This is a genomic window from Allocatelliglobosispora scoriae, from assembly GCF_014204945.1.
Classification (GTDB): domain Bacteria; phylum Actinomycetota; class Actinomycetes; order Mycobacteriales; family Micromonosporaceae; genus Allocatelliglobosispora; species Allocatelliglobosispora scoriae.
The window spans coordinates 1,690,551-1,716,567 of the sequence record NZ_JACHMN010000003.1 but is presented as its reverse complement, the minus strand read 5'-3'; the positions used below and the strand labels follow the sequence as shown (position 1 = coordinate 1,716,567).

General features: G+C 71.5%; 22 protein-coding genes. 10 read left to right on the top strand and 12 right to left on the bottom strand.

Annotation, left to right across the window (positions count from 1 at the left end):
- Positions 1-96 precede the first annotated feature (96 nt).
- On the top strand, positions 97-1,458 hold the full coding sequence (locus F4553_RS34110) for a condensation domain-containing protein (protein WP_184844752.1): 1,362 nt from the start codon (positions 97-99) through the stop codon (positions 1,456-1,458).
- Between the two features lie 126 nt (positions 1,459-1,584).
- On the opposite strand, the gene F4553_RS34105 is transcribed toward F4553_RS34110, so the two are convergent.
- From F4553_RS34105 to F4553_RS34095, 3 genes are read right to left on the bottom strand one after another with little or no spacing between them, the layout of a single operon-like run.
- The gene (locus tag F4553_RS34105; RefSeq protein ID WP_184844749.1) at positions 1,585-2,805 is read right to left on the bottom strand and encodes a pyridoxal-dependent decarboxylase, exosortase A system-associated; all 1,221 of its coding nucleotides are present in this window, start codon (positions 2,803-2,805) and stop codon (positions 1,585-1,587) included.
- Positions 2,802-4,373 carry an acyl-CoA ligase (AMP-forming), exosortase A system-associated gene (locus tag F4553_RS34100; protein WP_312875493.1) on the bottom strand — a complete coding sequence of 524 codons (1,572 nt, stop codon included), beginning with the start codon at positions 4,371-4,373 and terminating at the stop codon, positions 2,802-2,804. Before F4553_RS34100 ends, F4553_RS34105 begins: the two co-directional genes overlap by 4 nt.
- Positions 4,370-4,636 carry a phosphopantetheine-binding protein gene (locus F4553_RS34095; protein ID WP_221470584.1) on the bottom strand — a complete coding sequence of 89 codons (267 nt, stop codon included), beginning with the start codon at positions 4,634-4,636 and terminating at the stop codon, positions 4,370-4,372. Before F4553_RS34095 ends, F4553_RS34100 begins: the two co-directional genes overlap by 4 nt.
- Before the next feature lie 200 nt (positions 4,637-4,836).
- Between F4553_RS34095 and F4553_RS34090 the strand changes: the two genes are divergently transcribed.
- On the top strand, positions 4,837-5,046 hold the full coding sequence (locus tag F4553_RS34090; protein ID WP_184844743.1) for a DUF5988 family protein: 210 nt from the start codon (positions 4,837-4,839) through the stop codon (positions 5,044-5,046).
- Between the two features lie 47 nt (positions 5,047-5,093).
- On the top strand, positions 5,094-6,977 hold the full coding sequence (locus F4553_RS34085) for a condensation domain-containing protein (RefSeq protein ID WP_246467888.1): 1,884 nt from the start codon (positions 5,094-5,096) through the stop codon (positions 6,975-6,977).
- 62 nt (positions 6,978-7,039) lie between these two features.
- On the opposite strand, the gene F4553_RS34080 is transcribed toward F4553_RS34085, so the two are convergent.
- Positions 7,040-8,056 (bottom strand): helix-turn-helix domain-containing protein, encoded by a 1,017-nt coding sequence (locus tag F4553_RS34080; RefSeq protein WP_184844738.1) that lies wholly within the window; start codon positions 8,054-8,056, stop codon positions 7,040-7,042.
- Positions 8,057-8,261: 205 nt separating this feature from the next.
- Here F4553_RS34080 and F4553_RS34075 point away from each other — a divergent pair, with 205 nt between their 5' ends.
- Positions 8,262-8,438, top strand: a complete 177-nt coding sequence (locus tag F4553_RS34075; protein ID WP_184844735.1) for a hypothetical protein — start codon at positions 8,262-8,264, stop codon at positions 8,436-8,438.
- A gap of 93 nt (positions 8,439-8,531) precedes the next feature.
- On the opposite strand, the gene F4553_RS34070 is transcribed toward F4553_RS34075, so the two are convergent.
- From F4553_RS34070 to F4553_RS34055, 4 genes are all read right to left on the bottom strand, one after another.
- Positions 8,532-11,648: an AfsR/SARP family transcriptional regulator gene (locus F4553_RS34070; protein ID WP_184844733.1), complete on the bottom strand. Its 3,117-nt coding sequence runs from the start codon at positions 11,646-11,648 to the stop codon at positions 8,532-8,534.
- A 231-nt stretch (positions 11,649-11,879) separates the two neighbouring features.
- The gene (locus tag F4553_RS34065; protein ID WP_184844730.1) at positions 11,880-12,605 is read right to left on the bottom strand and encodes a 4'-phosphopantetheinyl transferase family protein; all 726 of its coding nucleotides are present in this window, start codon (positions 12,603-12,605) and stop codon (positions 11,880-11,882) included.
- A gap of 188 nt (positions 12,606-12,793) precedes the next feature.
- Positions 12,794-13,468, bottom strand: a complete 675-nt coding sequence (locus F4553_RS34060; RefSeq protein ID WP_184844727.1) for a response regulator — start codon at positions 13,466-13,468, stop codon at positions 12,794-12,796.
- Positions 13,465-14,631, bottom strand: a complete 1,167-nt coding sequence (locus F4553_RS34055) for a sensor histidine kinase (protein WP_221470583.1) — start codon at positions 14,629-14,631, stop codon at positions 13,465-13,467. Before F4553_RS34055 ends, F4553_RS34060 begins: the two co-directional genes overlap by 4 nt.
- Positions 14,632-14,784: 153 nt before the next feature.
- Between F4553_RS34055 and F4553_RS34050 the strand changes: the two genes are divergently transcribed.
- The 4 genes from F4553_RS34050 to F4553_RS34035 are packed head-to-tail and all read left to right on the top strand — an operon-like array spanning position 14,785 to position 18,299.
- Positions 14,785-15,726: an ABC transporter ATP-binding protein gene (locus F4553_RS34050; RefSeq protein ID WP_184844724.1), complete on the top strand. Its 942-nt coding sequence runs from the start codon at positions 14,785-14,787 to the stop codon at positions 15,724-15,726.
- Complete coding sequence (locus F4553_RS34045) at positions 15,723-17,240, top strand: DUF2705 family protein (RefSeq protein ID WP_184844721.1); 1,518 nt, start codon at positions 15,723-15,725, stop codon at positions 17,238-17,240. Before F4553_RS34050 ends, F4553_RS34045 begins: the two co-directional genes overlap by 4 nt.
- The gene (locus F4553_RS34040) at positions 17,237-18,040 is read left to right on the top strand and encodes an ABC transporter permease (protein WP_221470582.1); all 804 of its coding nucleotides are present in this window, start codon (positions 17,237-17,239) and stop codon (positions 18,038-18,040) included. The genes F4553_RS34045 and F4553_RS34040 overlap by 4 nt, the downstream gene beginning before the upstream one ends.
- 16 nt (positions 18,041-18,056) lie before the next feature.
- Entirely contained in the window at positions 18,057-18,299 is a 243-nt protein-coding gene (locus F4553_RS34035; RefSeq protein ID WP_184844719.1) for a hypothetical protein, read from the top strand.
- 210 nt (positions 18,300-18,509) lie between these two features.
- Here the strand turns inward: F4553_RS34035 and F4553_RS34030 are convergent, their stop codons facing one another.
- Positions 18,510-19,067: a GNAT family N-acetyltransferase gene (locus F4553_RS34030; protein WP_184844716.1), complete on the bottom strand. Its 558-nt coding sequence runs from the start codon at positions 19,065-19,067 to the stop codon at positions 18,510-18,512.
- A 32-nt stretch (positions 19,068-19,099) separates the two neighbouring features.
- Between F4553_RS34030 and F4553_RS34025 the strand changes: the two genes are divergently transcribed.
- Complete coding sequence (locus F4553_RS34025) at positions 19,100-22,108, top strand: AfsR/SARP family transcriptional regulator (RefSeq protein WP_221470581.1); 3,009 nt, start codon at positions 19,100-19,102, stop codon at positions 22,106-22,108.
- A gap of 4 nt (positions 22,109-22,112) precedes the next feature.
- Here the strand turns inward: F4553_RS34025 and F4553_RS34020 are convergent, their stop codons facing one another.
- From F4553_RS34020 to F4553_RS34010, 3 genes are all read right to left on the bottom strand, one after another.
- On the bottom strand, positions 22,113-22,610 hold the full coding sequence (locus F4553_RS34020) for a hypothetical protein (RefSeq protein ID WP_184844713.1): 498 nt from the start codon (positions 22,608-22,610) through the stop codon (positions 22,113-22,115).
- Positions 22,611-22,812: 202 nt separating this feature from the next.
- On the bottom strand, positions 22,813-23,769 hold the full coding sequence (locus F4553_RS34015; RefSeq protein ID WP_184844710.1) for a calcium-binding protein: 957 nt from the start codon (positions 23,767-23,769) through the stop codon (positions 22,813-22,815).
- Between the two features lie 96 nt (positions 23,770-23,865).
- A complete protein-coding gene (locus F4553_RS34010) occupies positions 23,866-25,230 on the bottom strand; it encodes a pyridoxal phosphate-dependent decarboxylase family protein (RefSeq protein WP_184844707.1) in 1,365 nt (454 codons plus the stop codon).
- 216 nt (positions 25,231-25,446) lie between these two features.
- On the opposite strand from F4553_RS34010, the gene F4553_RS34005 reads away from it, so the two are divergent.
- Complete coding sequence (locus F4553_RS34005) at positions 25,447-26,013, top strand: hypothetical protein (protein ID WP_184844704.1); 567 nt, start codon at positions 25,447-25,449, stop codon at positions 26,011-26,013.
- Positions 26,014-26,017: the final 4 nt, after the last annotated feature.

Here is a 26,017-nt window from a genome sequence, read left to right as displayed (position 1 = left end):
GGTGAAATTCCGCCGATAGCGTCGGTGGCTACAGTGGGATTACTGGATCGAATGGCGCTGTCGCGTCAATCGTCTTGCGGATGAGGGAGAGTCCACGTGTCCATCGAGGCGCCACTCAGCTTCGGTCAGCTCTATAGCTGGCGCGAAATCGACTCCTACCCGCAGGACTGGAAGCAGGAGGCGAACCTTCCGGCCACCTGGGACCTGCGCGGGCTCACCCTCGGCCAGGTCAACGCGGCGCTGCGCGTGCTGTTCCTGCGCCACGAGCCGCTGCGGACCACCTATCACCTCCGCGACGGCGAGCCGGTGCACCGGGTGCACCCCGGCGTCGGGTCGCCGATCGTCCACGTCGACCGCGTCATCACCGACTTCGGCGACCCCGACCGCACCACCGTCGAGCTGCTGAGCCGGCCCTTCGCGATGACCGACGAGCTGTGCTGGCGCGGAGTGCTCGTCACCACCGACGGCGCGCCGATGTTCCTGTCGATGTCGTTCTCGCACCTCATCCTCGACGTGTGGTCGATCCACCGGCTGGAGGCGGAGTTCCGGGCGGTGATCGCGGATCCCCGCGCGGAGGAGCCGGCCGCTCCGTCACCACGGCAGCTCGCCGAGCGCCAGCGCGACGAGTCGGCGCGCGGCCGGCAGGAGAGCGCCGACCGCTACTGGCGCCGCATCCTCACCGACGAGCTGATCCCCGCCCTGCCGACGCTGCCCGCCGGTGTCACCCGGGACCGGATCCAGGCCACGCTGCACTCGCACCGGCTCAGCTTCCTCACCGCACAGGCGGCGAAGCTGCACGGGGTGACTCCGCCCGCCGTGCTGGTGGCGCTCGTCGCCGCCGGGCTGGCCCGCTACACGGACAGCACGCGCGTCGCGATCGGCGTGATGTCCTCCAACCGCTTCACGCCGGAGTCGGCGAAGATCGTCGGCACGATGAACCAGCTCATCCCGGTCGTCGCCGACGTCGACCCGGACGTCTCGCTCGCGGCCTTCGTCACCCAGCTGCACTGGGCCGCCGCCAAGGCCTATCGGGCCTCCTGCTACGACATCGACCGGATCGCCGCGCTCGCCGCCGAGATCGGTCCGCCCGCCGCGCACGACGGCTGGTTCAACCGCCTCTTCCCCTGCTGGTTCAACTATCTCCAGCTCGACGGCGAGGCACCGCAGCCGAGGGCGGCCGCCCCCGCCGAGTTCGCCTGGACCCCGGTGGCCCGGCAGTTCGGCCAGCCCTTCGACGTGCGGGTGACGGTCCGCGGCGGGCGTACCAGCGTGGCCCTGCGGGTCGACCCCGACCTGATCTCCGCCGACGGCGTGACCTCGATCCTGCGCATGGTCGCCCTGGGCGCCGAGCGGGCGGTCTCCAGCCCCCACGCCACGGTCGCGACTGTCTGGCGGGCGGACGAGACGGATCTGGCCCCGTCCCTCTTCCCCACCAGCCTCCAGCTGGCCCCTGCCTAGCCCCTGAATTTTAATGCTGGACACGCCGTCGAAAGCGCAATAAAAGTCAGGATCAACTCCTAGTCGCGAGTTGATCCTGACTTTTATTGCAGGAAATGCGGCGTGTCCAGCATTAAAATTCAGGGGTTACACCAGCACTTCGGCGGGTGCGGGGTGGCTGAGGAACGCCGTAGGGCTCGCGGTCAGGCCGTAAGCACCCGCCTGGAAAACCACCACCAGGTCGCCGACCTCAGCCGGGGGCAGTTCCACATCGGAGCCCAGCAGGTCCAGGGGCGTGCAGAGGCAGCCGACCACGCTCGCCGTCTCCGTGAGCGGTTCGTCGGCCCGGTTGGCGACCATGATCGGATAGTTGCGGCGGATCACCTGGCCCAGGTTGCCGGTCGCCGCGAGCTGGTGGTGCAGCCCCCCGTCCACGACGAGGAAGGTCTTGCCGCGCGACTGCTTGCGGTCGACGATCCGGGTGACATAGACCCCCGCCTCGCCGACCAGGTAACGACCGAGCTCGATGACGACCCGTGCCGACGGCAGGCCGGTCCGGATCTCGCCGTCGACGAGCTTCGCCAGGTTGTCGCCGACCGCGGCCAGGTCCAGCGGCACGTCGCGGCTGGCGTAGGGGATGCCGAAGCCGCCGCCGAGGTTGAGGTAGCGCACCGGGCCCGGCGCCGCGTCGGCAAGATCGAGGACCAGCTCGACGGTACGCCGCTGCGCCTCGCAGATGCTCTCCGCGCGCAGGTTCTGCGAGCCGCCGAAGACATGGAAGCCCTGGAACTCCAGGCCGGAGCCGCCGAGCTGGGCGAGGACCGCCGGAACCCGTTCGGAGTCGATGCCGAACTGCTGCGGACCGCCGCCGAGGCGCATCCCGGAGCCGCGGACCTCGAAGTCGGGGTTGACCCGCAGCGCGACGCGGGCGGCGATGCCGAGGGCGTCGCTCGCCGCGCGGACCCGGATGAGCTCGTGCTCGGACTCCAGCTCGATCGTGACACCGGCCGCGATCGCCTGGGTCAGCTCCCCGGTCCGCTTGCCGGGTCCGGCGAAGCTCACGTCGGACGGGTCGACGCCGGTGTCGAGGGCGTGCCGCAGCTCCTGCCCGGACGCGACGTCGAAGCCGTCGACCAGGCCGCACATGTGCTGGAGCAGGGCCGGCATCGGGTTGGCCTTGACGGCGTAGCTCAGGTGGATCCCACTGGGGAGCGCGGCCCGGACGGCGGCGACCCGGGCGCCGATCAGGCCCCGGTCGTAGGCGAAGAACGGCGTGCTGCCGACGCGCGCGGCGAGCCGCCGCACCCCGACCCCGCCGATCGTCAGCTCCCCCTGGTCGCGCCCGGCCCAGTCGGTCTCGCCGCTCATGCCGCCACCCGTCGGCGCAGCTCGGGCCGGTCGAACTTGCCGGTGCCGCCGCGGGGCAGCTCGTCGAGGACGACGATCCGCTGCGGCAGCATGTATTTCGGCAGGTCCCGATCGAGCAGCTTGCGCAGGGTCTCCACGTCGCAGACCGCGCCGTCGGCGCCGGTGACGACGAGGACGACGTGCTGGCCGAGCCGCTCGTCCTCCTCACCGAAGGCCACCGCCGCGCCGACGAGGCCGGTCGCGTAGGCGACCTCCTCGATCTCGGTCGGGCTGACCCGGTACCCGGATGTCTTGATCATGTCGTCGGTGCGCCCGACGAAGTAGAGGAAGCCCTCGTCATCGCGGTAGGCGAGGTCGCCGGACCAGACCGCGCACTCGGCCCGGGCCGGTCCGGCCTGCGGCGGGTAGGGCCGGAACCGCTCGGCGGTGCGGGCCGGATCGTTCCAGTAGCCCTGCGCCACCAGGGCGCCCCGGTGCACGATCTCGCCCTGCTCGCCGGGGTCGCAGACCGAGCCGTCCGGCCGCACCACCAGGACCTCCGCGTTGGGGATCGCCCGGCCGATCGAGTCGGGGCGGCGGTCGACCTCGGCCGGGTCGAGGTAGGTCGATCGGAAGGCCTCCGTCAACCCGTACATGAGGAAGGGTTTGGCCTGGGGAAAGAGCTCGCGGAGACGGCCGAGGGTGGTGCGCGGCATCCGTCCGCCGGTATTCGCGAAGTAGCGCAGGCGCGCGGTCGCCTCGGGCGACCAGCTCTGGGCGGCGAGTTGCAACCACAGCGGGGGTACGCAGGTGAGCGCGGTCACCCCGTGCCTGGCACACATCCGCACCACCTCCCGTGGCAGGAGGTAGTCGACGAGCACGAGGTGCCCCCCGGCGATCAGCGAGGTGGTGAGCTGGCTGAATCCGGCGTCGAAACTGAGCGGCAGCACCGAGAGCACCACGTCGTCGGCGGTGTGCTCCAGGTAGGCCGCGACGCTCTGCGCGCCGGCGACGAGATTGCGGTGCGAGAGCACGACGCCCTTGGGCCCGCCGGTGCTGCCCGAGGTGTAGAAGATCGCCGCGAGATCGGTGTCGATGACCCGCTCCCGCGCCGCCGCCGGGCCGGAGCAGAGCTCAGCCCAGCCGACGGTGCTCCACGCGGGCGGGACCGGTGCCGCCGGGGCCTCGTCGCCGATCAGGACCGCGTGCTCGATCGTGGTGGCGCCGGTGAGCTCGCCGACCAGGACGCGATGGCGCTCGTGTGTCGTGACCAGCACGCGGGCGGCGCAGTCGGCGGCGATGTAGCCCACCTGGACCGGCTTCGCGACCGGGTTGACCGGGACGAAGACGCCGCCGGCCGCCGAGACCGCGAGCATCGCGACGACGGTCTCGATCCGCTTGCCCAGGAAGACGACGACCCGGTCGCCGTGGCGCAGCCCCAGACCGCGCAGTCCGGCGGCGGCGGCGGCGACCCGTTCGGCCAGCTCCGCATAGGTGACGGTCTCGTCCCGGAAGGTGAGCGCGGGACGATCGGGGTCACCCATGCGGAGCAGGTCGTCGAGGACGATGACATCGCGGGCGCCGGTCACAGCTCGTCCCCGGCGTGGGGCACCAGGACCACCAGTGTCCGCCAGAGCGAGCCGACCGTCGCAAAGGTCGCCTCATTGAGGATGTCGTCGGGCAGCTCGATTCCGTAGTGGTCTTCGAGATCGCCCATGAGTGCGACGATGCCCATCGAATCCAGGCCGAAATTGGCGAGCTCATTCGAATCGGCGAGCTCGCCGGAGTCCGCATAGGGGAGATGCGGCCTCAGTATCTCCTGGAATGTGCGGGGTATCTGCAATGTAGTCACCATGCCACCTCAGGCCCGATTGCCGCTTGGTGCCCAAGGCTCACGCACTCGCGGGCGCGTGTCAACGGCGGTGTCCCCTTTGGCCGGTGGACATTGTCGCCGTCCGCAACCTGCCACCGGCCCACGCTGTCGCGTCCTAGATATCCGAGCGACGATTCATGGAAGCAATTCGACGCAATCATTCCGAACAGGAGACGATCATGGATCAGATCCGGGTGCTACTCGTCGGCGGTCCGGCCGATCTGCCCCCAGCGGACTGCATCCGCGAGGTCGTGAGCATGGCCGAGTCTGTCAAGGTCGCCAGGGGCAACGGCTACGAGCACTTCCGCTACTCCGGCGAGTCGCTGGAGCTGGACGGGGCTCACCTGCCCGCCTTCCGGTGGTTCGATCGGACCAGGATCGCAGAGTAGGCCAGGCCTCCCGGAACCGAACGAAGAACGGTGGAGGAATTGACGTGATGCATGTGAACAAGAGCGCCGACCTAGGTTGGGGTCAACGTTACGTCTGGCTGCGGCATCAACACCTGCCACCGGCTGCTCGGCACGAGGCGCACATCGTCATCAGCTTCGAGCTGCCGCCCGGCGTCTCGCTCGCCGGGCTGCGCGCGACGCTCAACTATCTGGTGCGCAGGCACGAGGCGCTGCGCACCACCTACCACTTCGATCTCGCCGCCGACCCGCAGCAGCGGGTGCAGCCGCCCAGCGCGCTCCCGGTGACCGTCGTCTCCACCGAGCGGGACGGCACCGAGACACCCGCCGAGGCGATCGAGCGGCTCTCCACCACGGAGTTCGACCTCGCCGAGCAGTGGCCGATCCGGGCCTGTGTCCTCACCGCGGGCGGCCGGCCCAAGCAACTCATCACGGTGCTCAACCACATGGCGTTCGACGCGTGGACCGTGGACCGCTTCGAGCGCGAGATCGAGGCGCTCGGCGCCGGCATCGCCGCCGGGCGGCCGGCCGTCCTCGAACCGATCCGGCACCAGCCGTGCGACCTCGCCCAGTACGAGTCCTCCCCCCGGGCCGTCGCCATCAAGGACGGCGCGCTCGCCTACTGGCGCGACGAGATCGCCACGATGCCCGCCGACACCTTCGCCCTGCGCCGCACGGCCGACCCGAGCCCGACGGCGCGAGCGGCGACGCTCACCTCACCGGCGATGCTCGACGCCAGCCGCCGCGTCGCGGCCCGGCACCACGTCTGGCCGTCGCTCGTCCACCTCGCCACCCACGCGATGGTGCTGGCGGCATACACCGGCAGCGACCGGGTGGCGCACCTGTCGTTCACCGGCAACCGCGACGCCAACCCCTACAACGACGTCATGACCTGCATGTTCTCGCCACTGCTGATGCAGGTCGACTGCTCCGGGAACCCGTCCTTCAGCGAGGTGGTGCGGCGCACCGCCGAGCGCTTCGAGCAGGGCCAGGCCTACGCCAACGTGCCCTATGACGAGCTGGTGGAGCTGACGTCGCGCGAGAGCTTCCGGCGCGGCCAGATCGTGCGGACCGGTTCGGAGCTCAACTTCCTCAGCCACGCCGCGCACGCGTCCCGGGCCCGGCGGACCACCTTCACCTGGAACGCCACCCCGACCTCGTGGGCGCACTTCGGCGCGGACACGTATTTCCGGATCTACGAGATGCGCGACGCCGTCGTCATCGCCCTCAACGCCGTCTCGACGGTGATGGACGCCGACACGATGGAGCGGTTCCTGCGCGGCTACGAGGCGGTCCTGCTGGCGCAGGCCGATCCCGACGCCGACCTCCGGGTCGACGACATCGCCCGCCTCATCGGCTTCGCCGCCCCGGCCACCCCGGCCCGGCACCTCGACCGGAACGGCGCGATCGACCTCGCCGAGGTCGCCGCCGTGCTGCGCGAGCACCCCGCCGTCGCGGACGCGCGGGTGGCGGTCGACGGCGCCGGCCGGCTCGTGGCGGAGCTCGCCACCGACCTCCCGGTCACGCCCGCGAACCTGCGCGGTCACGTCCTGGGCCGCCTGCACGACCGGGCCGCGGTGCGCTGCCCCGACTGGTTCCGCGTCACCCCGTCCGGACAGCTTCCGGTCGTCGAGGGCGACGGGCGACTGTCCCTCCACATCGGAGCAATCGGCGAGGCCGAACGGGCGCTCGCCGCGATCGTGGCGGAGGTCAACGGTCTCCGTGAGGTCAGCCTCGCCGACTCCTACACCATCGCCGGGGGCCGGGTGCTGCGGATTCCCCGCGTGCTCGCGGTCCTGCGGGAGCACGGCTGGGAGGGGATCACGGTGCACCAGCTCGCCGGCAGCCGCCCGCTCGGCGCCGTGGCGAGCCTGCTCAACCGGACCGCCGTACCGGCCTCCCTGGCGGCCTGAGACGCCGACACGCCAACGCCGAGCCGTCGGGAAGAACGGCTCGGCGTTGGCGTATGCGCAGGTCACTCGGTTTCGACGAGGCTGCGCCGCACCGACTGCACCCCGGCCTGGAAGCGGCTCACCGCGTCCAGGTCCTTCATCAGGGCGGCGATGTGGCGCCGGCACGTCCGCACCGACATGCCGAGCTTGCGGGCGAGAACCTCGTCGGTGTAACCCTTCGCCATCAGCCCGGCGATCGTCTGCTGCAGGTCCTCAGCCACCTCCGCGTAGCCGGACTCGAACGAGTCCACCGGCGTCGCGGCGTCCCACAGGTGGTTGAAGACGTCGAGGAGGAACTGGACGACGTCGTCGTTGCGTACGCGTGAGGCGGTGGTCTCGCCACCGTCGGTGCCCAGCAGCACCGCGAGCGACTGGTCGAAGACGACCGCGGCACGCGGGATGTGGCTGACCGTCCGGACGAGGGCACCCGCCGAGGTCACCTTCTTGATCTTCTGCCGGGTCGTCAGGTCTGCCCGGCTCCGGTGCTGGCAGACGATCCGCACGGCGACGCCCCGCTCCAGCAGGCTGGAGCAGACGTTCAGGAAGTCGTCGAACTCGTCGACATCCTGCTTGCCGGACTGCAGCACCATGACCTCACCACGGCACGCGTCACTGGCGAGCTTCAGATAGCCGCGCACCTCCATGGTGCCGGCGACGTGCTCCACCGAGGCGAGCTCCGCCGAGAGCTGCCCGTTGCGGGCGTAGTCCTGGCGGAACATCTCGGTGCGTTCCCGGATCTCCGCGATCAGCTCGCGCCTGCGGTAGATCTCTCGCTCCATCGGTGAGACGAGCAGCACCGCGGCGACCTCGGGATCGACGGCGACGAGCAGGCGCTCGGCACCGATCTCCTCGCGCAGCAGGTGGCTGCCGATGAGCTGTTCGACAGCGGTGCTCACCTCGTGGAGCGCGAGATCCAGGTCGGTCGCGACGACATCGAGCGCTCCGATGCCGCCGGTGCGTACGGCGTAGCGGTAGACACTCGTGAGGTGAGCAGCGTGAGCCGGTGGGGTCCCGGTGCGTAGCAGTGTTCCTGGTGCCATAACTGCCTTCCTTTAAACCCATGGGGGTCGCCCCGATCAGCATGGACACGGGCACGTTCCATATTCCACAGCTCGCTTCCCAAGCTCTTCCGATCCGCTATTGGTGGGCGGGAAGGCATCAGCAGCAGATGAGATGAGGCCCTCGCTAGCGTCTGGCCAGCAGATCACGAATGCCCCGTGAGCTACCTACGTTTGGGAGACCCACGTGACGAAGAATCAAGCGATCGTTGCCCTCGCCGGCCTGGCCATCGGCCTGCTGGCCTCGGTGTCCACCGCGACGACGACGCAGATCCTCGCCGACTCGCCCTGGGATTCGGCCAAGACCACGACGCACCAGTCGGTCGGCCACGACGCCGCGCGACCCGGCCGCGGCAGCCTCTAGAACGACATCAGCGGCAGCGCGCTGAGGGCGCCGGTCGGTGACTGTCTGATGCGGACACTCGTCACCGGTGCCCCGGCCCGGTAGCCGCAGCGGCTACTGCGGCGGCACGACCGAACTGCTCTCCGAACCGAACCTCGTCTGGCGCGGAATCCGGCCGGAGAGAGAGTCGCCGTCCGGGACGATGGTGGACTGCAACTGCTCCAGCAGCCGGGTCGCCTCCTTGGAGTCGATCCGGCGCAGCAGGCTCGCCGCCTGCTCGACATCCTGGTCGCCGCCCGTGTGGTGGACCTCGGCGAGCAGGATCAGCGTCTTGGCCAGCCACAGCGACGAGCCGAGATCGCCGAAGAGCGACCGGGCCCGGGCGAGGTGCTCCGCCGCCGCCGGGTTGTCCGCGCGCGCGACGTCGAGCTCGCCCAGCGCGTACTGCACCTGGCCCTCGATCAGCCGGTCGCCGATCTCCTCGGCGATCGCCAGCGTCAGCACCAGGGTCGCCTCGGCCATGTCGAGGCGGCCCTCCCGGAACCGCACGATCCCCAGGCCGTAGAGCGCGTGCGCCTCGCCGATCCGGTCGCCGATCTCACGCACCGTGTTGAGCACGTCGTGCAGCGTCTGCCGGGCGAGGGCGAGCTGCCCGGTGGTCATGTAGAGCTCGGCGACGCGGCTCGCGACCTGCGCCTCGCCCCGCCGGTAGTTGGCCGCCTGGCACAGGCGCATCGCCTCGCCGAGCATCTTGCCGGCCTCGGCGGCGTCGCCCTCGTCGATCCGGAACTTCGCCAGGCTGCGCAGGATGTTGGCCTCGCCGATGACATCGCCGACCAGCCGCATCTTGACGAGGGCGTCGGCGTATTTCGCGAGCATCGGCTCCACGTCACCGCGCAGCCGGTCCACGAAGGCCGCGTTGCGCAGCACGAGCGCCTGGCCGTGCACGTTGGCGCCGGACTCGAAGATCTCCAGGGCGGAGGAGAAGTGCCGCTCGGCCTCGTCGAGCCGCTTCTGGAACATCCGCAGCGTACCGAGGGAGTAGAGCATCGCGGCGTAGCCGGTGCGGTTCCACGTCTCGACGCAGACCTGCCGGGCGAGCTCGGCGGTCTCCTGCCAGTCGTCGAAGTAGCCCTTCACCTCGAAGAGGCTCACCGAGGTGAGCGCGAGGTCCCAGCAGAGCTCGTCCAGCCCGGCTGCGGCGGCCTGCCGGATCGCGCCCACGAGCGCGGCTCGCTCGTTCTCCAGCCAGTCCATCGGGCTGTTGACGAACTCGTCGTCGAGCCACTCGGAGACCTGCGGCCGGGGTGCGGTGCCGTGCAGGATGGTGTAGTCGCCGCCGTACTCCTTGCGGTGCGCGTGCTCGGCGAGGGCGAGCCAGCCGCCCAGCATCCGGCCCAGCGCCTCGTTGCGCTCCGCGTCGGTCTCGGTGGCGAGCAGCCGCTCCTGGGCGTAGACCCGGATCAGGTCGTGGAAGCGGTACCGGATGCCCCGCGGCGACTGCGTCATGTCCAGCATCTGCACGTCGACGAGGGACTCCAGGGTCTCCTCGGCGACGGCGAGCTCGATGTCGAGCAGCGCGGCGGCGGCCCACGCCGGGAAGTCCGGCACCTTGATCATCGCGATCAGGCGGAAGAGGCGCTTGGCCTGGTCGGGCAGGCTCCGATAGCTCAGCCCGATGCTGGAACGCAGCTCGAGGCCGTGGTGGCTCAGCTCGTCGAGCCGGCGGACCTCGTTCTTCAGGCGGCGGGCGAGCTCGGCGATCCGCCAGTGCGGCCGCGACGCCAGCCGCGCACCCGCGATGCGCAGTGCCAGCGGCAGCCCGCCGCAGTAGTCGACGAGCTCGTCGGCAGACTTGGGCTCGGCCTCCAACCGCTGGACGCCGACGATCGTGGCGAGGAAGTCCATCGAGGTGTCGCGGTCGAAGGCGTCCAGGTTGATCCAGTAGGCGCCGGAGAGGGCGCCCAGCCGGATGCGGCTCGTCACGATCACCGCGCAGCTCGGGCTGCCCGGCAGCAGCGGGATCACCTGCTGCTCGCTCGTCACGTCGTCGAGCACGAGCAGCAGGCGCTTGTTGGCGAGGCGGCTGCGGAACATCTCGGCGCGCTCGGCCTGGTCGTCCGGGATCACCGAGCCGCTGACGCCGAGCGCCCGCAGGAAGCGCGCCAGCAGCGTCGTCGTGCGGTCCTCGCCCACCGCGCCCTGGAGGTCGACATAGAGGTGGCCGTCCGGGTAGGCCTCGCCGAGCTCGTGGGCGATGCGCAGGGCGAGGGTCGACTTGCCGATGCCGCCCCGGCCGGAGATGCCGATGACGGGGACGGCGAAGCGCGCGGCCGCGGACCGCTGCTCGTCGAGCAGGATGCGGCGCACCTCGTCGATGTGGCTGGCCCGCCCGATGAAGTCGGCGGTGCTGCTGGGGAGCTGGCGCGGGCTGCCGCCCGGCGACTCGGCGGGATCGGAGTGGCCGTCGCCGTCGGTGGGGAGGCTGAGCGACGGGTCGTTGTTGAGCACGGCGCGCTCCAGGTCGCGCAGCTCCTGGCAGGGCTCGATGCCGAGCTCGGCGATGAGGGTCTCGCGGGCCCGGCGGCACACCTCCAGCGCTTCGACCTGGCGGCCGGCGCGATAGAGGGCGAGCATGAGAAAGCCGTAGAGCCGCTCGCGCAGCGGGTGCTCGGCGAGGAGCGCCCGCAGCTCGCCGCTGATCTCCTCATGGCGGCCGAGACCGAGGTCCAGGCGCATCCGCTCCTCGACGGCCTCCAGTCGCGCGTCCTCAAGCAGGGCGGCGTTGCGTCGCACCGGGTCGCTCTGGATCCCGTCGAGCGCCGGTCCGCGCCACAGCGCCAGCGCCGTCCGCAGCGTCGCCGCGGCATCCGCGTCGTGCTTCTCGGCGACCTGCCGGTGCGCCAGCGAGACGAGTTTGGCGAACTCCTCGCTGTCGAGCTCGTCGTCGGCGAGGCTGAGCAGGTAGCCCGAGGAGCGGGTCTTGATGGCGTCGGGCATGCCCGCGTCGCCGAAGAGTTTGCGCAGCCCCGAGATGCAGCCCTGGATCTGCGCCCGGGCGGTGGAGGGCGGGTGGTCGCCCCAGACCGCGTCCATGAGCTGCTCGACGGAGGTGATCCGGTTGACCTTCTGGGCGAGCGTGGCGAGGACGATGTGCTCCCGGGGTCCACCGATCTTGAAGGACCGGCTGCCCGCGACGAGCTCCAGCGGGCCGAGAATTCTTAACCCCACGAGCCCTCCTCCCGGAAGCGACGAGTGCTGCACGGCCGTGACGAACCAGCGGTCCGGGACATCAACCCCGCGATCCCGGTCGAAAACAACATACTCGCATCAATCTTTTGGGTGCCATCAGCCCGAGGTTAATTGTTGACTCCGATGAGCACGTCTTTCTCTTGCGCAATAACGAAATCCCGGCCCTCGCCATCCGACTAATGGACCGTTCACCGATCCCGGCACAACAACTCACCGATCCAATGTGGTCAAAATGCCGGATGCATCTTGCATCTCGACATCGAGCTCGCCCTCGGCCAGGATCGCGACCGAGGCGGCGTAACCACCGTCGATGGAGAGGTCACGCAGCGTCGCGGCTAGCGGGGCACCCCGGTAGGCCACCAGGCGGGCCGGCTCGTCGGCGGCGCTGACGACCACCTCGATCAGCGGCACCCGCAGCCCGTCGCCGGTGGCCTTGACGATCGCCTCCTTGCGGCACCAGTAGGTGTAGAAGTCCGCGTCGCGCCGCATCGGCTCGGCGGCGCCGAGGACGGTGCGCGCCAGCCCGGTCACGTCGCGGTCGCCGACGACCTCGACATCGACGCCGATCGGTGCTGCGCGGGTCACCGCCAGCACCACCGCGTCGCCGGAGTGCGAGACGGAGACGTGCACCGCGCCACCGGCGATCTGCGGTTTGCCGTGCTGCGCCGCGCAGCCGGGACAGGTGCGGTCGACCCGCACAGCGGCCGGGTCCAGGCCGGTCTCGCCGGCCACCACCAGGCGGAGCAGCGCGGCCGCCACGGTGAAGCGATCGCGGTCCTCGTCGCGCCGGTAGCGCGCCCGCCGCTCGAGCTCCACCTCGTCGAGCAGCGCGAGGTGCGCCGATCGCGCCGCACCGGCGCTGGCGGTCCACACCTGGCAGGCGAGCCGGGCACCACCGGACTGACCACTTTGCTCTGTCGTGAGTGGACTATTCATGCCGCGCGACCGGGCTTCGCCATGCATCGAATTCTACATTAGATCTAGATCGAAACGTGTCCACCGATGATCACTCCGATGCACGCACTCCAGATGGTGAAACCTTTTCTTGAATGCTATTCGCATTTATCCGCCGACCTGCGCGGAGCGCAGCGATAAATGCGACAAAACGCTATTCTTACAAAACCCTATCGGCGGTCGCCGGGCAAGACCAGTCCCGACTCGTATGCGAGCACCACGGCCTGCGTCCGGTCCCGCAGGCCGAGCTTCGTCAGCACCCGGCTGACGTGCGTCTTGACGGTCTCCTCCCCCACCACGAGCCGGGCCGCGATCTCCGGGTTGGAGAGCCCCTCGGCGATCAGGTGCAGCACCTCCGTCTCGCGCGGGGTGAGCGAGGTCAGCGCGGCGGTCGGCGGTCGGCGCCGGGTACGCAGCTTCGCGAACTCGGCGACGAGCCGCCGCGTCACCGTCGGGGCCAGCAGCGCCTCCCCGGCGGCGACGACCCGCACCGCGTCGAAGAGCCGCTCGGCGGTGACATCCTTGAGCAGGAAGCCGCTCGCACCCGCGTCCAGGGCGTCGTAGACGTGCTCGTCGAGGTCGAAGGTCGTCAGGATGAGGACGCGCGGGCCCTGGTCACCGCTGTCGGCCACGATGCGGCGGGTCGCCTCGATCCCGTCCATCACCGGCATCCGCACATCCATCAGCACGACATCCGGATGCTCCTCCCGGCAGGCCCGGACCGCCTGCGCACCATCGGCGGCCGTGGCGACCACGGCGAAGTCGGGCTGGGTCGCGAGCAGCGCGCCGAACGCCGCCCGGACCACCTCCTGATCGTCGACGACCACGATCCGCGTGACGGTCACGACGCCGCACCCGTCGGCAGGAGCGCCTCCACCACGAAACCGCCCATCGGACCCGCCCCCGTCGCCACCGTGCCACCCGCCATCGCCGCTCGCTCCCGCATCCCCGCGAGCCCGTGCCCGCTGTCCTGCCGGGTCGGTCCCGGCCCGTTGTCGCGTACGCGGATCAGCAGCGCATCCGCCCGGTAGTGCAGCTCCACGTCGACCGCCGCACCCGCCGCGTGCCGCCGGGCGTTCGTCAGCGCCTCCTGCACGATCCGATAGGCGGTGAGCTCTATCCCCTGGTCGAGCGGCGCCACCGCCCCGCTCACGATCAGCCGGGCGCTGCCGGAGCCGACACTGCGTGCCTCGTCGAGGAGGTCGTTGAGCTGCCGCAACCCGGGCTGCGGCTGCCGGACGGGCGCCGTCGCGGGCTCCGCGTCCTCCCGCAGCACCCCGAGCAGGCGGCGCATCTCCGTCAACGCGGTCCGGGCCGTGTCGCCGATGGTGACCAGGCGCTGGGCGCCCTCCGGCGGCATCCCCGCCGTGGTGAGCCGGGCGGTGTCGGCGAGCAACGCGATCATCGAGATGTGGTGCGCGACGACATCGTGCAGTTCCCGGGCGATCGTCGCCCGTTCACCCCGGGCCACATGGGCCAGCAGCGACTCCTGGGCGGCCTGCGCGGCGGCGTCGCGGCGGCGGGTCTCGGCACGCACCCGCCACGCCGTCCCGGCCGCCGCGGCGACCGCCATCACACCGAGCAGCCCGCCCGCGACGCGCCGGCCGGCGGCGAGATCGTCGGCCGAGAGGACGCCGCCGATCGGAACGATGCCGATCAGCAGGAACAGCCAGCATAGAAAGGGCAGGAGCAGCGGGAACACGAGCCGAGCCGGACGCCGGCGCCCGGCGACCGCGAAGAGCACCCCGACCGCGACGACTCCCCCGACCGTCGGCGGGGTGACGGTGAGCAGGCAGAGCAGGGTGGCGAGCGCGCCCAGCGCGGCGGCGGCGATCGGCCAGAGGCCCGCCAGCGCCACCGGCGCCGTCATCCCCAACGCGAGCAGCGTGCCGGCGACGGTCAGCTCGGAGCGCTCGTCCATCCGGGCCGCCGCCTGGATGGCGGCTGCCGCCCCGAGCACCGCCGCCGCCAGGGGAGGCCACCCCGCCGCGTCGGCCCGCCATCTCATGCAGCCATTGTGACCTGCGGCGACGCCGGTGTCGTCCACCAGGCCAGGGGTAACCGTGTCCCCCACGCGGGGGAGGCGGCCCCGGACCGGGGCGGGGAAGACCCCGCTGTGGCGTGACGATTCCACCCGGCTCCGGCGCATAGCGTCCCTGTCATGGCACCCTCCATTGACGTTCGCGCTGTTCACAAGCGCTATCGGGGCACCGTCGCCGTCGACGGGCTCTCCTTCTCGGTCCGGCCCGGCGAGGTGACCGGCTTCATCGGGCCCAACGGCGCCGGGAAGTCCACCACGATGCGGCTGATCCTCGGGCTCGACGCACCCGACTCCGGCGAGGCGCTCGTCAACGGTGTGCGGTACGCCTCCCTGCGTACCCCCCTGTTGGAGGTTGGAGCGCTGCTGGACGCGGAGGCCGTGCACCCCGCTCGCCGTGGCCGCGACCACCTGCTGTGGCTGGCCCACAGCAATGGGATACCCCGCAAACGCGTGGACGAGGTGCTGGACCAGGTCGGCCTCGCCTCGGCCGCGCGACGGCGGGCGGGCGGGTTCTCGCTCGGGATGCGGCAGCGGCTCGGCATCGCCGGGGCGCTGCTCGGCGACCCGCCGGTGCTCATGTTCGACGAGCCGGTCAACGGGCTGGACCCCGACGGCATCGTCTGGATCCGCGGCCTGCTGCGCGAGCTCGCGGCGCAGGGCCGGGCGGTCCTCGTCTCCAGCCACCTGATGGGCGAGCTGGAGGACACCGCCGACCACCTCATCGTCGTCGGGCGGGGGCGCCTCGTCGCCGACACGAGCGTGGCGGAGCTGCTGGCGAAGGCGTCGAAGGATCGGGTGGAGGTCACCACGCCGCAGCGGGCCGAGGTGATGACGGTGCTCGCCAACGCGGGGGCCACGGTCACCGTGAGCGGCTCGGACGCCGTCACCGTCGAGGGGCTCTCCGGCGACCGGGTGGCGCCGCTGCTGACCGAGGCGGGCCTCACCTTCTCCGAGCTGCGCCGGCACCGCGCCACCCTGGAGGAGGCCTACATGGAGCTGACCCGGGGTTCTGTCGAGTTCACCGCGGTCGAGTCCGCGACGGCTGAGGGGGACGTGCGATGAACCTGCTGCGCTCGGAGTGGACCAAGCTCCGCTCCGTCCCCCGCTGGCTGATCACCCTCGCCATCGCCGCCGTGCTGACGGTCGGTGTCAGCCTACTCGCCGCGGCGAGCACCAACTCCAACATCAACGAGCATCCGAACTTCGTCACCGGCCCGCTCGGCGACCCGGTCTCCGACGCGTTCTCCTTCGCGCACCAGCCGGTGACCGGCGACGTGACCCTCACCGTCCACGTCGCGTCGCTGACCCCGCCGCCGGCAGCCGTCGACCGCGGACCGAGTCCGATCGGCAAGCGGATCGCCGACACCCCGTTCACGGGCGCCGCCGCCGGAATCATGATCAAGGACGGTACGCGCACCGGCTCGTCCTACGTCTCGGTGATGCTGACGGCCAACAACGGCGTGCGGATGCAGTCCGACTTCGCCGAGGACATCGCGGGCAGCACGAGTTCCGGCTCCCGCTGGCTGCGGCTGACCCGCACCGGCGGCACCGTCACCGGCGAGGAGTCGGCCGACGGCAGCACCTGGCAGATGATCGGTAGGTTGACCCCCGCGGCCCTTCCCGCGGCGGCGCAGATCGGCTTCTTCACCTCGTCGGCACCGGAGCTGTTCACCTCGCGCGGGATGGGCGGCTCCTCGATCGGCGCCCACCCCACCAGGTCGTCCGCGACCTTCGACAGTGTGACGACGGCACCGCCCACGACCTCGGTATGGCAGGGCGACCGGGTGAAGATGGCGATCGACGAGCCGCCGCCCGGCAACGGCGACGACCCGGAGAAGCGGGGCGAGGACATCGACGCCGGACCGCCGCTGACCGAGAACGCCGGCACCTACACCCTCGTCGGCACCGGCAAGGTCGGCCCCTCGGCACCCGACGACGACGTGGTGGAGGCTTCGCTGCTCGGCGTCATCGCCGGGTTGATGGCGCTCATCGCGGTCGGTGTCCTCTTCGGCACCTCGGAGTACCGCCGGGGCCTCATCCGCACCACCTTCACCGCGACGCCGAGGCGGGGCCGGGTGCTCGCCGCCAAGGCGGTCGTCCTGGGCGGGGTGACCTTCGTGCTGAGCCTCGCCGCCCTGGTCACGTCGTTCCTGGCCGCGGTACCGATCCTGCAGGAACACGGTATGGCGCCGCCCGCCTTCCCGACGCCGTCGCTCACCGACGGCCCGGTCCTCCGGGCGCTGCTGCTCACCGCCCTCTTCATGACCGCGGTGACCGTCTTCGCCCTCGCCCTCGGCACGCTGCTGCGCAACAGCGCCGCCGCCATCACCATCACCATCACGCTGATCGTGCTGCCGGTGATCGCGGGCACCGCGCTGCCGGGCACCTCCCCGCGCTGGTTGATGCTCACGACCCTCGCGGGCGGCCTCGCCACCCAGCGCGCCAAGCCCTCGACCGAGACGCTGGCCACGCCGTGGTCGCTGATCGGCCCCTGGGCCGGGATCGGCGTGGTCTGCGCCTACGCGGTGATCGGGCTCGGGATCGCCTGGTGGCGGCTGCGGCGGCGGGACGCATGAGGCCGGTCACGGAGATCGGGCGGGCCGTCCACGCGGAGTGGACGAAGCTGCGGACGCTGCAGAGCACGCCCTGGCTGCTGCTGCTCACCGCGGGTTCGATGATCACGATGAGCCTCGCGGTCACCGGCACGCTGCGGCTCCCCGACGACTGCACCACGCCCTGCTTCGAGGACACGGTGAAGCTGAGCCTGCTCGGCGTGCGCCTCGGACAGGCCGGTGTCGTGATCCTCGCGGTGCTCGCCGTGACCGCGGAGTACGGCACCCGCACGATCAAACCGACGCTGACGGCGATGCCCCGCCGCTGGGCGGTGCTCATCGGCAAGCTCGGTGTCGTCACCGGCCTGGCACTCGCCGCCGGGGTCGTCGGAACGGCCGGCTCGGTGCTCGTCGCCCACGCGACGCTGCCCGGCCGGGGCTTCACCCCCGCCAACGGCTATCCGGCGATCCCGCTGCTCGACGACCTGACCCGGCGCGCCTGCGTCGGCACGGTGCTCTACCTGGGGCTCGTCGCGCTCCTCAGCGCGGGTGTCGCCCTGCTGGTGCGGGACACCGGCGGCGCCCTGACGGTGGTGCTGGCGCTGCTCTTCGCGTCGCCGCTGCTCGCGCAGTTCGTCTCGGACACGCGCTGGCAGCACCGCATCCACCGCTTCTCCCCCATGGACGCGGGCCTCGCCATCCAGGCGACACGCGACTTCGCCACGATCCATATCGGACAGTGGGCCGGGGTGGGGCTGCTGGCCGCTTACGCGGCGGGTGCGGCGCTGGTCGGCGGTCTCGCCTTCCGCCTCCGCGACGCCTGAGCCCGCCCTCCCCGGGGTGCCGCGACCTGTCCCGGGTCGCGGCACCCCGGGCACGGCCGCGCATCGCGGGCACGGCCGCGCATCGCGGGCACGGCCGCGCATCGCGGGCACGGCCGCGCATCGCGGGCACGGCCGCGTGGACTCGACCTGGTCGGTCGGTGGTGGTGCGGTCTGGTCGGTCGGTGGCGGTGCGGTGCCGAAAGCCGAGGGCGACCGGCGGCACCGGATCTCCACGGTGGTGCTGCGCATTCGCGCTTGATCGCTACTCACGGTGACCGTTCTGGGTCGGCGGCCTGAGGGTGTGCGTGGAGCTTTGCTCTGCTTACACCGACGCATCACCGGGAATGTCCGGACCTAGTGGCCGATGCGCAGGTGTAAGCAGAGCAAAGTCCCACGCACTCTGCTGGAGCCCCGCGAGCCGAGCATCACCGTCCGTGATTGCACCCAGCGGCCGTCCCCCGCCGAGGAGTCACACCCGCTCGCCCCACTGAGCTGCGGTGATCCGAAAGAGGACGTGGCGGCGCAGCCGATCGTCGTCGACCCGGGGGTGGTCGAAGTCGTCGGCACGATCACAGGTCATGCCGAGCCGCCGCATCACCGCCTGCGAGCGCAGGTTGGTCGTGGCCGTCATCGAGACGACCTCCTCGCGCCCCACCACCCGGAAGGCGTGGTCCAGTGCCGCCCGCGCACCCTCGGTCGCATAGCCGTGGCCCCATCCGCCGTGCGCCAGCCGCCAGCCGATCTCCAGCGCCGGGGTGAAGTGCTCGTCGAAGCCGACCGGCGCCAGACCGATGAAACCGATGAACTCGCCGGTGGCCCTGACCTCCACCGCCCAGATCCCGAACCCCTCAGCCTCGAAGATCCCCTCCAGCCGGTCGATCATCGCGTCGCTCTGCTCCCGCGTCAGCAGGTGCGGGAAATGCTCCATGACGCGCGGGTCGGCGTTGAGCTCCGCGAAGGGCTCCCGGTCCGATGGCAGCCAGCGGCGCAGGAGCAGGCGGTCGGTGGTGAGGAGGTCAGCACTCATCCGGCCAACGCTACCGCCAATATGCTGTCCGGATGCCCCACGCGTCGACACAGGACAGTGCCTCCCCACCGCCGGTGATCCGACTGCTCGGCCCCTGCGAGGTCACGGGTCCGCTGGGGACAGCCGGGCTCGTCGGCACCAGGCAGCGCGTGCTCGTCGCCCTGCTCGCGCTCGACGCCGGCAAGGCTCTCACCCAGTCCCGGCTCATCGACACGCTCTGGGGCGACGACCCGCCCCGGACCGCGGTGCGCACTCTCCAGAGCCACATCGCGCGGGTACGCCAAGCGCTGGACGCGTGCGGCCTCCCCGAGATCCTGGTGACCCGGGGACCCGGCTACGCCCTGCACCTGGACCGCGATCACGTCGACGCCCACAGATTCGAGAGCCTCGTCCGCGAGGCCCGTGCCGATCTCCCCGGACAGCAGTGGAGCGCCGCGGCGCAACGGCTCGACGAAGCGCTGGCGCTGTGGCGTGGCGAGGCGCTCAGCGGCCTCGGCGACGACGGCTGGGCGACCGCCGAGCGCGAACGCCTGCACGCCCTGCGCCTCGCCGCCGCCGAGGACCTGTGGGAGCTGCGGCTGCGCCTGGGCGACCACGTCTCCGCCGTCGGCGAGCTGGAGCGGCTCGTCGCCGAGCATCCGGTCCGGGAGCGCCTGATCGGCCTGCTGATGCTCGGGCTCTACCGCTCCGGGCGGCAGGCCGACGCCCTGGGCCACTATCAGCGGGCGGCCGCCCGGCTCGCCGACGAACTCGGGCTCGACCCCGGAGAGCAGCTGCAGGAGCTGCACCGGTCGATGCTGCGGCGCGACCGGTCGCTGGACCTCCCGAAGCCGCCCAGCACCGCCCCGGCCCAGCTCCCCGCCGCGACGGGCCACTTCTGCGGGCGCGACGCGGAGCTGGCGGGTCTGCGCGGCTGGGTGCCGGGCGCTTCGATCGCCGTCGTCTCCGGCCCGGCCGGGGTCGGCAAGTCGGCGCTCGCCGTCCAGTGGGCGCATGAGGCGCGCGAGCTCTTCCCCGACGGCCAGCTCTTCCTGGACCTGCTCGGCCACGACCCGGACGCCGCGCTGACGGCGGCGGAGGCGCTGACGCACGTGCTGCGCGGGCTGGGCGTGCCGCCCGATCGGGTACCCGCCGAGCCGAGCGAGCAGTCGGCCCAGGTCCGCACGCTGCTGCAGGACCGGCGGGTGCTGCTGGTGCTCGACAACGCGGGCACCGCCGACCACGTGCTGCCGCTGGTCCCGGCGACCCCCGGCAGCGCGCTCCTGGTGACGAGCCGCCAGCAGCTCTCGGCCCTCGTCGTGCAGCACGCGGTGCACGCCGTCGAGCTGGACGTGATGGACCCGGCCGGGGCCAGGGAGCTGCTCGGCCGCATCCTCGGCGCCGCCCGGGTCGACGCCGAACCCGAAGCCGCCACCCGGCTGGCGGAGCTGTGCGGGCTGCTGCCGCTGGCGCTGCGGATCGCCGCCGCGAAGCTCGCCGCCCGGCCCCGGCAGCGCATCGACGACCTCGTCGCGCAGCTCTCCGGCGACGACCGGCTCGGGGTGCTCTCCGTCGCGGGCGACTCGCACGGGATCCGCGGGGTGCTCGCCACGGCGTACCAGGCGCTCAGTGAGCCCGCCGCACGCCTGTTCCGGCTGCTCGGACTGCATCCGGGTGCCACTTTCGTACCGCACCTCGCCGCCGGGGTCGCCGGGGTCTCGCACGGGCGGGTCCGGCGCAGCATCGACGAGCTCGCCGCCGCGCACCTCATCACCGAGATCGACAGCGACCGCTACCGCTTCCACGATCTGATCCGCCTCTACGCCCGCGAGCGCGCCCTCGCCGACGAGACACCGCAGGCCCGGGCCGAGGCGGCCGACCGTCTGCTCGACTGGTACCGGGCCGTCTCGGCGGCGACGAACACGGCGTTGAGCCCGACCCGGACCCGGATCGTCCCGGCGATCGTCCACCAGCCGGAGGCCCTGCCCTTCAAGGCCGAGTCCGCGGCGGCCGTCGGGTTCCTCGACCGGGAGCGCGGCAACCTCGTCCCGGTCGTGGCGCACGCGGTGGAGCTGGGCCGGTTCACGGTGGCGTGCGAGCTGGCCTACCTGCTCGCCGGGTTCTTCGGGCGCCGGGGCAGCGGCACGGACCGGATCGCGATCTGCCGGCTCGGCGTCACCGCCGCCGACCGGCTCGGCGACGCCGCCTACGCCGGGTTGATGCGCAGCGCTCTCGGGGTGGCCCTCAACGCCGGGCGCCGCTACGCCGAGGCCCTCGACGTGCTCGCCGAGGCGCTTCCCCTCGCCATCGCCGGCGGCGACCGCCGCGACGAGGGCCACGTCCACAACAACATGGCGATCGCCCACGCCGGGCTGCGCCGCTTCGACGAGGCGGCGGTGGCGTTCGGACGAGCGCTGGAGCTGCACTCGCGCAACGATCCCGCCGCGGTCGCGGTCGCGCTCAACAACGTCGGGTACGCCGAGGTCCAGGCCGGACGCAGCCCCGTGGATCGGCTGTCGACGGCGCTGGCGCTGGCTCGCGAGGTCGGCAACCTGCCCCTGGAGGCGGCGGTGCAGCACGGGCTGGGGCTCGCCTGCCGCAACGGTGGCGACCACGAGGCGGCACTGCGGTGGCTGCGGGACTCGGTCGACACCTATCGGCGCATCGGCGACCTGCGCGAGGTGCCGGGCGGGCTCGCCGACATCGGGGCCACCCTGCTCGTCACGGGCGACCACGGTGGAGCGCTGGCCCATTTCGGCGAGGCACTGGAGCTGAGTCGGGCACACGCCGATCGGCACGTGGAGTCGGTGGTGCTGGGGCAGGTGGGGCGTACCCATCTGGAGACCGGCGACCTGGCCGCGGCGCGCGAGCACCTGACCGCGGCGCTGGACCTGCGGCGGCGCGTGCCGGACCCCTACGAGGAGGCGCACCTGCACCGCTGGCTCGGCGTCCTCGCCGAGCAGCGCGACGACGCGGCGGCGGTCGCCGCGCACCGGGACCGGGCGGCGGAGCTCTACGCGGCGGCCAACGCCCGTGCGGAGGCCGCCGCGCTCGCCCGCTGACCGGCTACTGGCAGGAGTGGTAGTTCCACTCCACGATGGGCGACTGCAGCCTCGGCCCGTCGTCGTTGCGGATCACGCCTTCGCTCACCCCGAAACCGTCGGTGCCGTTGGTGCCGCAGAAGTAGAGGCCGAATCGCTCGATGGGTTCGTTGACCGCGTCCTTGCGGACCCGGACGGTGACGACGCGCGACGTGAAGTCCCCCGGCGGCCAGTAGAGCGAGCCGGACGCGCCGATCAGGTCGGTGTCGTCGGTGCTGCCGTGCCCGGTGTGGTAGATCGCGTTCGCCATCGCGTAGGGGCACGGCGCGGTCGTCGACACCGTGAAGTCGAACAGCGTGTACCCATTGGTCTGCGGTGGGACGTTGGTGCCCTCGAGCTGCGAGACCGAGGTGATCGCGACCGTGCGGGCGCAGGTAGGCGAGACGGCGCTCGCCGGGCTCGCCGAGCCGAGCTGGGCCGCACCGATCAGCGCGACCACGATCCAGGGCGTCAACCGTCGCATTGCTCCTCCTTCGAACGGCGGGCAGCTCACCCGCCGCGCTCAAGGTATAGCCGCATCGCGTTGTGGGAATGTTGTGCAACCCAAGATCGCCGCAACTCTTCAAGAGTTGGTGTTAAGGCCTGGCGGCCTGAAGCACCAACTCTTGAAGAGTTGCGGCGATCTTGGCGGGCGAACGGTCGGCCGCCCTATGCCTCACCTGCGGTTACTCGCAGCTGATCGTCACCCAGGGGGTCGAGTCGGTGCAGACGTCGCCGTCCGGGCCGCCGTCGGAGATGTCCAGGTCGGCACCGCCGTAGAGCTCGTCGTTGTCCTCGCCGCCGTAGAGCTGGTCCACGCCGAGCCCGCCGTAGAGGACGTCGTCGCCGCTCTCGCCGTAGATGAGGTCGTTCTCGGACCAGCCGTCGAGCACGTCGTTGCCGCTCTCGCCGTGCAGGATGTCGTTGCCGCCACCGCCGTCGATGTCGTCGTTGCCCGCCGCGCCGTAGATGGTGTCGGCGCCGCCCCAGCCCTTGATGGTGTCGTGGCCGCCGTTGCCCTGGATGTAGTTGGCACCGCTGTCGCCGCCGAGGGTGTCGTTGCCCTCACCGCCGTAGAGGTCCTCCACGTCCAGCGCGATCGTGTCGCCCTCGTTGGCGGCACCGTCGTCCTTCGACGACCCGTCGATGTCGGCGTAGACGTTGGCGGTGTAGCCGTAGTAGGTGACACCATCGCGTCCGGCACCACCGGCGAGCTGGTCCTGCCCGGCGTCGCCGCGCAGGATGTCGTCGCCGTCGCCGCCGGAGAGCACGTCGTTGCCGTCGCCGCCCCAGAGCGTGACCGGGAGGTCCATCGCGCTGTTGATCCGGTCGTTGCCGTCACCGCCGGTGACCTTGACCCCCGTCACCCCGCCGTCGGCGCACGCCACCTTGGTGGAGTTGATCGACCAGCACCCGGCACCCGGCGTCAGCGTGAAGCTGTCGTCGATGTAGATGTTGGTGCCCGTGTGCGTGATCGTCACGAGGTTGTTGGCGCTGCTCGCGTCGTAGCGCACCACGGTGCCGCTCAGGTAGACGTTGGCCGGCAGCGCCTGCGCGCTCGTCGCCATCAGCGCGCCCTGCGCGACCACCATCGCCGTCGCCGCACCGGCACCCAGGAGCAGCCTGGTGAATCCGCTTCTCATCGGTCTCCCCCTCATCGGGCGAGGGCTGACGTGCCCTCGCCCGATGAGCAGACACCGGCGCGACTGTGGGTTCGTTGCGACTATGTTGTGGCCGGTTCAGGCCGCCGCGGCGAGCCGCCGGATCGCGTCGACCGACAGGTCCACATCGGACTCCGTAGTTGCCGCGCCGGAGACCGAGATGCGCATCAGCCGCCGTCCGCGCCAGGTCGTCGCGCCCATCCAGCAGGTGCCGTCGCGCTGGATCGCCTCGATGACCCGCTCGGTCCGGGCGTCGTCGCCGAAGCCGACGAGGACCTGGTTGAGCACGACATCGTTGACGACCTCGAACCCGGCCGCGTCCAGGCCTTCGGCGAACCGCCGGGCCAGCCGGCAGCACCGCTCGATCAGCTCGGCCACCCCGTCCCGGCCGAGCTCGCGCAGCGCGGCCCAGACCGCGAAGCCGCGCGCCCGGCGCGAGGACTCCAGGGTGAAGTCGGCCGCCGCCGCAGTTGTGCCCGAGCCGACGAGGTAGGACGCGGTGTAGGAGACCGCCGCGGCGTGGACCTGCGGCCGGGAGCAGAAGGCGAAACCCGAGTCATAGGGCACGTTGAGCCACTTGTGGCCGTCGCAGGCCCAGGAGTCGGCGAGCTCGATCCCGTCGACGAGATGCCGGGTGGCCGGGCTCGCCGCCGCCCACAGCCCGAAGGCACCGTCCACGTGCACCCAGCCGCCGCGCTCGTGCACCAGCTCGCACGCCGCCCGCAGGTCGTCGCAGGCCCCGGTGTTGACGTTGCCCGCCTGCAGGCAGACGATCGCCGGGCCGTCCGGCAGCAGCCGCCGCAGGTCGCCGATGTCGATGGCGCCGTCAGGCCCCGCCGGTACGGCCAGCAGCGCCTCGGTGCCGAAGCCGAGCAGCCGCAGCGAGCGGTCGATCGTGGCGTGGCGTTCCACCCCGGCGAGGATCGGCACCCTCGGCGCACCGGCCAGCCCGTGCCGCTCGACGTCCCAGCCGAGCTGCTCCAGAACGTGGTGCCGGGCGGCGGCGAGGCCGACCGTGTTCGCCTCCTGGCCGCCGGTGACGAAGCCGGTCGACGCCGACGCGGGCAGCCCGAGCAGCTCCTTGAGCCAGCCGCCGGCCGCGGTCTCGGCGGCGATGGCGGCGGGTGCGAGCACCCCGTTGAAGGCGTTCTGGTCCCACGCGGCGGCGAGCATCTCGGCCGCGGTGGCGGCGGGCAGCGCACCGCCGACGACGAAGCCGAAGAAGCGGGGTCCCGTGGTGGCGACGAGACCGCCGCGTGCCGCCGCGACCAGCTCCTCGAGGACGGCCGCGGGATCGGTGGGCCGGACCGGCAGCGGACCGCCGAACGCGGTGGCGAGAGCGGCGGCCGTCTCGGTGGCGCCGACAGCGGCGTCCGCCACCGACTCGCGGTAGCTGATGGCGTGCTCGGCGGCCCGGCGCAGGAGGTGACCCGACTCGTTCATGACCCCGACTCTAGAACTCGGCCGGGAGCGCCGCGCTCCGTTTGCACCATGCGCCGGCGCCGCCCGGTGGCGCCTGGCCGTCCGTCAGATCATCCCGCTGTCGGAAATCCCCTGCCGCACAATCGATCCATCTTAAATGTCATATTGACAATAATGTCGCGCGGCGATTACCTTCATAGATGTGCAGCGAATCGTCAGGCACCGATCGGAGGACCCGTGGAGCGCACGCTGAGACCGGCCCTGCCCATCCGCACCGAGTTGTTGATTCTGGAGTATGAGCAGCTCAAGGAGGAGCAACGGCAGCGGATCACGAGCCGGGACAATCTCGTCTACGCCACGCTCGTCGCGGTGGGCGCGATCGGTGCGGCGGCCCTGCAGACCGGGTTGCACAATCTGCTCCTGCTGCTGCCCCCGGTCTGCATCATCCTCGGCTGGACGCACGCGAGCAACGACCGCAAGGTCTGGGAGATCGGTGGATACATCCGCCGGAGCCTCATCAGCCAGCTCGCGGGCAGTCCACATGCGACCGGCCTCTTCGGCTGGGAGGCCGAGCACCGGGCCATCGGCGGATACCGGCTGCGCCGGACCATCCATACGGTGATCACCGTCGTGACCTTCTGCGGGCCCGGGATCGTGGCGATGTTGATGAGCTGGTCGACGATCGCCACCTCACCGGCGATGGCTGCTCTCGTCATCGTCGAGATCGCCGCGCTCGCCGGCCTCGGCCATCAGGTGCTCACCAACGTCGACAGCCGCCCCGACACCGCACACGAGCCGGGCTAGGGGC

What these genes read in the sequence shown, in the direction of transcription:
- F4553_RS34105 (WP_184844749.1), bottom strand. Translation starts at nt 2,805, where the DNA reads ATGAGCGGCGAGACCGACTGGGCCGGGCGCGACCAGGGGGAGCTGACG.
- F4553_RS34090 (WP_184844743.1), top strand. Translation starts at nt 4,837, where the DNA reads ATGGATCAGATCCGGGTGCTACTCGTCGGCGGTCCGGCCGATCTGCCC.
- F4553_RS34085 (WP_246467888.1), top strand. Translation starts at nt 5,094, where the DNA reads ATGCATGTGAACAAGAGCGCCGACCTAGGTTGGGGTCAACGTTACGTC.
- F4553_RS34080 (WP_184844738.1), bottom strand. Translation starts at nt 8,056, where the DNA reads ATGGCACCAGGAACACTGCTACGCACCGGGACCCCACCGGCTCACGCT.
- F4553_RS34065 (WP_184844730.1), bottom strand. Translation starts at nt 12,605, where the DNA reads ATGAATAGTCCACTCACGACAGAGCAAAGTGGTCAGTCCGGTGGTGCC.
- F4553_RS34055 (WP_221470583.1), bottom strand. Translation starts at nt 14,631, where the DNA reads ATGAGATGGCGGGCCGACGCGGCGGGGTGGCCTCCCCTGGCGGCGGCG.
- F4553_RS34050 (WP_184844724.1), top strand. Translation starts at nt 14,785, where the DNA reads ATGGCACCCTCCATTGACGTTCGCGCTGTTCACAAGCGCTATCGGGGC.
- F4553_RS34045 (WP_184844721.1), top strand. Translation starts at nt 15,723, where the DNA reads ATGAACCTGCTGCGCTCGGAGTGGACCAAGCTCCGCTCCGTCCCCCGC.
- F4553_RS34040 (WP_221470582.1), top strand. Translation starts at nt 17,237, where the DNA reads ATGAGGCCGGTCACGGAGATCGGGCGGGCCGTCCACGCGGAGTGGACG.
- F4553_RS34030 (WP_184844716.1), bottom strand. Translation starts at nt 19,067, where the DNA reads ATGAGTGCTGACCTCCTCACCACCGACCGCCTGCTCCTGCGCCGCTGG.
- F4553_RS34025 (WP_221470581.1), top strand. Translation starts at nt 19,100, where the DNA reads ATGCCCCACGCGTCGACACAGGACAGTGCCTCCCCACCGCCGGTGATC.
- F4553_RS34020 (WP_184844713.1), bottom strand. Translation starts at nt 22,610, where the DNA reads ATGCGACGGTTGACGCCCTGGATCGTGGTCGCGCTGATCGGTGCGGCC.
- F4553_RS34015 (WP_184844710.1), bottom strand. Translation starts at nt 23,769, where the DNA reads ATGAGAAGCGGATTCACCAGGCTGCTCCTGGGTGCCGGTGCGGCGACG.
- F4553_RS34010 (WP_184844707.1), bottom strand. Translation starts at nt 25,230, where the DNA reads ATGAACGAGTCGGGTCACCTCCTGCGCCGGGCCGCCGAGCACGCCATC.